This is a genomic window from Sphingopyxis sp. (assembly GCF_035565275.1).
GTDB lineage: Bacteria > Pseudomonadota > Alphaproteobacteria > Sphingomonadales > Sphingomonadaceae > Sphingopyxis.
Genome location: NZ_DATMST010000324.1, coordinates 1 through 5332, shown reverse-complemented (window position 1 = coordinate 5332; position 5332 = coordinate 1). Strand labels below are relative to the sequence as shown.

General features: G+C 66.5%; 6 protein-coding genes and 1 pseudogene. 6 read left to right on the top strand and 1 reads right to left on the bottom strand.

Annotation, left to right across the window (positions count from 1 at the left end):
- From VN047_RS21395 to trpC, 4 genes are all read left to right on the top strand, one after another.
- Positions 1-903 (top strand): anthranilate synthase component I family protein (locus VN047_RS21395; RefSeq protein WP_325546278.1); only part of this gene is annotated, 903 nt, incomplete at its 5' end.
- A gap of 67 nt (positions 904-970) precedes the next feature.
- Positions 971-1561: an aminodeoxychorismate/anthranilate synthase component II gene (locus tag VN047_RS21390; protein ID WP_325546277.1), complete on the top strand. Its 591-nt coding sequence runs from the start codon at positions 971-973 to the stop codon at positions 1559-1561.
- On the top strand, positions 1558-2556 hold the full coding sequence (gene trpD, locus VN047_RS21385) for an anthranilate phosphoribosyltransferase (protein WP_325546275.1): 999 nt from the start codon (positions 1558-1560) through the stop codon (positions 2554-2556). Before VN047_RS21390 ends, trpD begins: the two co-directional genes overlap by 4 nt.
- Positions 2553-3338, top strand: a complete 786-nt coding sequence (gene trpC, locus VN047_RS21380) for an indole-3-glycerol phosphate synthase TrpC (RefSeq protein WP_325546273.1) — start codon at positions 2553-2555, stop codon at positions 3336-3338. The genes trpD and trpC overlap by 4 nt, the downstream gene beginning before the upstream one ends.
- A gap of 254 nt (positions 3339-3592) precedes the next feature.
- On the opposite strand, the gene VN047_RS21375 is transcribed toward trpC, so the two are convergent.
- Complete coding sequence (locus VN047_RS21375) at positions 3593-4351, bottom strand: SDR family oxidoreductase (protein WP_325546271.1); 759 nt, start codon at positions 4349-4351, stop codon at positions 3593-3595.
- Between the two features lie 240 nt (positions 4352-4591).
- Between VN047_RS21375 and moaC the strand changes: the two genes are divergently transcribed.
- Both moaC and VN047_RS21365 read left to right on the top strand, forming a co-directional pair.
- Positions 4592-5065 (top strand): cyclic pyranopterin monophosphate synthase MoaC, encoded by a 474-nt coding sequence (moaC, locus tag VN047_RS21370; RefSeq protein WP_325546269.1) that lies wholly within the window; start codon positions 4592-4594, stop codon positions 5063-5065.
- A pseudogene (locus VN047_RS21365) lies at positions 5062-5332 on the top strand (molybdopterin molybdenumtransferase MoeA); the annotation flags it as partial. The gene moaC and the pseudogene VN047_RS21365, both read left to right, overlap by 4 nt.

Genomic DNA, 5332 nt, shown 5'->3' with positions numbered 1-5332 from the left:
GTCAGCGCGCACGCCGACCGCGCCGCGACCGGCGCGCTGCCCGCCGACATCGCAGCGAATCCCGCGACGACGCCCGCGCGCTTTGCCGAAATGGTCGCGGCCGCAAAGGATTATATCGCCGCAGGCGACATTTTTCAGGTCGTGCTGTCGCAGCGTTTCTCGACCCCGTTCGACCTGCCGCCGTTCGATCTCTATCGCGCGCTCCGGCGGATCAACCCCTCGCCCTTCCTCTATTTCCTCGACCTGCCCGGCTTCGCGCTGATCGGCTCGTCGCCCGAAATCCTCGTCCGGGTCAGGGATGGCGAGATCACGATCCGCCCGATCGCGGGCACCCGCCCGCGCGGCCGCACGAGCGCCGAGGATGCCGAAAACCGCGAATCGCTGCTCGCCGATCCCAAGGAACGCGCCGAGCATCTGATGCTGCTCGACCTCGGCCGCAACGACGTCGGCCGCGCGGCGATCGGCGGCAGCGTGACCGTCACCGACAGCTATACCGTCGAATTCTACAGCCACGTCATGCACATCGTCTCGAACGTCATCGGCCGTATCGCGCCCGACAGGGACGCGATCGACGCGCTGTTCGCGGGTTTTCCGGCGGGCACCGTCAGCGGCGCACCGAAAGTGCGCGCGTGCCAGATCATCGCCGAACTCGAAGCCGATGCGCGCGGCGCCTACGCCGGCGGCGTCGGCTACTTCGCACCCGACGGCAATATGGACAGCTGCATCGTGCTCCGCACCGCGATCGTCAAGGACGGCGAAATGCACGTCCAGGCGGGCGCCGGCATCGTCGCCGACAGCGACCCCGCCTATGAACAGCGCGAATGCGAAGCCAAGGCCGGCGCGCTTTTCGCCGCGGCGCGCGAAGCCGTCCGGCTGGCGGGAACGCCGGGGTACGGGCAGTAAGCTCGGCTTGGCGGACGGATAGTTCCTAATGCTTTCCCCGCTGCGCCAAAAACGTTAGGGCCGCGCCATGATCCTCGTCATCGACAATTATGACAGCTTCACCTTCAATCTCGTTCATTATCTGATCGAGCTGGGCGCCGATGTGCGCGTCGAGCGCAACGATGCGCTGAGCGCCGCCGATGCCCTCGCAACCGGCGCCGACGCGATCCTCATCTCGCCCGGCCCCTGCACCCCCAACGAGGCCGGGATCAGCCTCGACCTCGTCGCGGCCTGCGCCGAAGCGCGCCGCCCGCTGCTCGGCGTCTGCCTCGGCCATCAGGCGATCGGCCAGCATTTCGGCGGCACCGTCCAGCGCGGCCATCTGATGCACGGCAAGACCTCGCCCGTGTGTCACGATGCCACCGGGCTCTATGCCGGCCTGCCCTCGCCCTTCGAGGCGACGCGCTACCACAGCCTCGAGGTCGTCGACATTCCCGCGAGCCTTGTGATCAACGCGACGAGCGACGACGGTGCGGTGATGGGCTTCCGCCATACCGACCTCCCGATCCACGGCGTCCAGTTCCATCCCGAGAGCATCGCGACCGAGCATGGCCATGCGATGCTCGCCAATTTCATGAAAATCGCGGGACTGCCCGTCCGCGCGCGGCAAGCCGCATGAGCCGTTTCGGTCCGTTTCCCGACCCCGCCGGACTGCTCGAGCATGACGAGGCGGCCGACGCCTTTGCGACCATGCTCGACGGCGGCGCGAGCGACGAAAATATCGTCGAGTTCCTGAACGCGCTTTCCGACCGCGGCGAAACGATGGTCGAAATCGCTGCCGCGGCGCAGGCGATGCGCGACCGGCTGATCCCGATCGACGCGCCCGCCGGCGCAATCGACGTCTGCGGCACCGGCGGCGACGGCCATCACACGCTCAACGTCTCGACCGCCGTGTCGATCGTCGTCGCGGCGTGCGAGGTTCCGGTCGCAAAGCATGGAAATCGTGCCGCTTCTTCCAAATCCGGCGCCGCCGACACGCTCGAAGCCCTCGGCCTCGACATGGACCGCGCCGACCGGATGGCCGAGGAACAGCTTGCCGACCTCGGCATCTGCTTCCTCTTCGCGGGAACGCGGCATCCGGCGATGAAGCGCATCATGCCGATCCGCAAGGCAATCGGCCGCCGGACGATCTTCAACCTGATGGGGCCGCTCGCCAACCCCGCGCGCGTCACGCGCCAGCTCGTCGGCATCGCGCGTCCCGCCTATGTTCCCGTCTATGCCGAGGCGCTGCACCGGCTCGGCACCGACCACTCGCGCGTCATTTCAGGCGACGAAGGGCTCGACGAGCTTTCGCTAGCGGGCGGCAACGAGGTTGCGGTGGTGACGCCCGAGGGCGTGCGCATGCAGCGCAGCGTCGCCGCCGACGCGGGGCTCCCGACGCGATCGCTCGCGGAAATCCGCGGCGGCGACGCCGGATATAACGCCGCAGCGCTGCGCCGCCTGCTCGAAGGCGAGCCGGGAGCCTATCGCGACGCCGTGCTCTACAACGCCGCCGAGGCGCTGGTCGTCGCCGGGGCTGTCGAAACATTGCGCGACGGCGTCGAGGAAGCCGCCGAGGCGATCGACAAGGGCCTCGCCAACGCGCTGCTCAATTGCTGGATCGCCTATAAATGAACAAGCTCACGCAGATTCTTGCCACCAAGGCCGACGAAGTCGCCGCACGGCGTGCCGTGCGCTCCTTTTCGGACCTCGATGCGATCGACGCCGGTCCGGTGCGCGGTTTTGCGGCGGCCTTGCAGGCAAGGATCGATGCGGGCGGTTTCGGCCTGATCGCCGAAATAAAGAAAGCTTCGCCGTCCAAGGGTCTGATAAGGCATGACTTCGACCCTGCCGATCATGCGCGCGCCTATGCCGCTGGCGGCGCTGCCTGTCTCTCCGTCCTTACCGATGCGCCATATTTTCAAGGGCATGAAGATTATCTCGTCGCCGCCCGCGCCGCCTGTGCCCTTCCCGCGCTGCGCAAGGACTTCATGGTCGATCCCTGGCAGGTCGCCGAAGCCCGCGCGATCGGCGCCGACGCGATCCTGATCATCATCGCCGCGCTCGAAGACGGCGTTATGCGCGAAATCGAGGCCGCCGCGATCGAACGCGGCATGGACGTGCTTGTCGAGGTGCATGACGAGGCCGAACTCGACCGCGCGCTGTCGCAGCTCAAATCGCGTCTGATCGGCGTCAACAACCGCGACCTGCGCACCTTCGAAACCGATCTCGCCGTAACCGAACGCCTCGCGAAGCTGGTTCCGGCGGGCACGCTGCTGGTAGGCGAAAGCGGCATCGCGACCCACGCCGACTGCGAACGCCTTGCCGAAAGCGGCGTCCGCACCTTCCTCGTCGGCGAAAGCCTGATGCGTCAGGACGACGTCACCGCGGCAACGAAAGCGCTGCTGCAGGGCTGACGTGCCATTTTCTGCATTGGGGGTGGGAAGCGGACGTTCGCTCCCTTTCCTTCGTCATCCCGGACTTGATCCGGGATCCATAGCCGCACCATCGTATGGATCCCGGATCAAGTCCGGGATGACGATAATAGATAAGGTCCCCAATCGTTCGTTTCCGGCCGATAATCGACCGTCGGGCTTATACCTCGCCGTCTCGCTCGGAATGTCGATCGATCCTCGACGGCCCGCATCCGGCCCCACCTGAAGCCCCGCAATCAGGTCAGGCGCACCGAAATGCCTCCATCGACGAGCATGGCCGCTCCGGTCATGAAGCTCGATCGTTCGGAAAGCAGGAACATGGCGGCTTCGGCTATCTCGCTCGCGGCGGCCATCCGCTTCATCGGGTGCAGGCCGGCGACGAATTCCAGTATCTCGGGGTTACCTTCACCGCCCGCCGGCGTCACGGTTCCGCCCGGAAGCAGGGCGTTCGCACGCACGCCCGCCGCCGCATGATCCGAGGCGAGCGACTTTACCAGCCCCACCAGCCCGGCCTTGGACGCGGCATAGGCGCCCATACCGGCGAGTCCGCCGTTACTCACACCTACGAACGACGAGGTGAAGACAAGCGCACCGCCCCCGCGCGCGACAAGTGCGGGTATTTGCGCCTTGGCGGCGAAGAACGCACTTGTAAGGTTCGTCGCAATCACCTGGTTCCAGTTCTCGATCGGCATCTCGGGCATGGAAAGCAGATCTCCCACGATCCCGGCATTGTTAAACGCCCCGTCAAGTCCGCCGAATTCGGCGGTCGCCAGCGCAACCAGGGCTTCCGCATATCCGGGCTCGGTGACGTCGCCCGGCAACGTCACCGCTCGCCCGGCTGCATCGCACGCGCGCTTCGCGATCGCGGCAAGCTCTTCCGCCCGGCGTGCCCCGAGAACGAGGTTCGCGCCCGCCCGGGCAAGCACCACCGCCGCCGCTGCTCCGATGCCGCTGCTGGCACCGGTGACGATGATTGTCTTGTTTTTCAGTTCCATAAGAAGCTCCGATGTTGTCGATCGTCCGCTCCATAAGAACCTCGGCGCGTACGCACGTCCCGAAGCTTGCGCTCAAAGGTCAGCCCGTCCGGGCGATGGGATTCGCGCCTTTGCTGATCGGCGCGCCCGGTATTCGATCCCGCTTGATGGTGAGCTTTTCACGAAACCGTCGGACCGTGACCGATCAAACCAGCCATCTCCCCTTGCCTTTCCCGCTTCGCATTGCTTCGATCGCCGGCAATGACACCCAAACCGACTCATCTCGACGAAACCGGCGCCGCGCATATGGTCGACGTCGGCGCGAAACCCGCAACGCAGCGCCGCGCGGTCGCCGGCGGCCGCATCACCATGTCTGCCGAAGCACTCGACGCGATCCGCAGCGGCAACGCGCCCAAGGGCGACGTGCTGTCGACCGCGCGCATCGCCGGAATCATGGCGGCGAAACGCACAGCCGACCTCATTCCGCTCTGCCATCCGATTGCGCTGACCAAGGTCGGCGTGGATTTTACATGGGAAGACAATGGAATATCGGTCACGGCTGTCGCGCACACGACCGGCCAGACGGGCGTCGAGATGGAAGCGCTCACCGCCGCCTCGGTCGCGCTCCTCACCCTCTACGACATGGCGAAAGCGCTCGACCGCACGATGGTGCTCGGCGAGATTCGGCTGCTGGAAAAAAGCGGCGGCCGCTCCGGCGACTGGCGCGCCGAATGACCGGCGGGCTCCTTCCGGTCGGGGAAGCGCAGGCGCGCCTCTTCGCCCTCGGAACGCCTCTTCCTGGCGAGAATATCGCCTTTTCCGAATCGCTTGGCCGCTATCTTTCGGACGATATCGTCGCGCTGCGCGACCAGCCGGCGGCCGCCCTGTCGGCAATGGACGGCTATGCGATTCGCTTCGCCGACCTGCCCGGACCATGGACCATCGTCGGCGAGGCCGCCGCGGGCGCCGCCCCCGACCGGGCGGTCGAAGCCGGCGAAGCCA

What these genes read in the sequence shown, in the direction of transcription:
- trpC (WP_325546273.1), top strand. Translation starts at nt 2,553, where the DNA reads ATGAACAAGCTCACGCAGATTCTTGCCACCAAGGCCGACGAAGTCGCC.
- VN047_RS21390 (WP_325546277.1), top strand. Translation starts at nt 971, where the DNA reads ATGATCCTCGTCATCGACAATTATGACAGCTTCACCTTCAATCTCGTT.
- trpD (WP_325546275.1), top strand. Translation starts at nt 1,558, where the DNA reads ATGAGCCGTTTCGGTCCGTTTCCCGACCCCGCCGGACTGCTCGAGCAT.
- moaC (WP_325546269.1), top strand. Translation starts at nt 4,592, where the DNA reads ATGACACCCAAACCGACTCATCTCGACGAAACCGGCGCCGCGCATATG.
- VN047_RS21375 (WP_325546271.1), bottom strand. Translation starts at nt 4,351, where the DNA reads ATGGAACTGAAAAACAAGACAATCATCGTCACCGGTGCCAGCAGCGGC.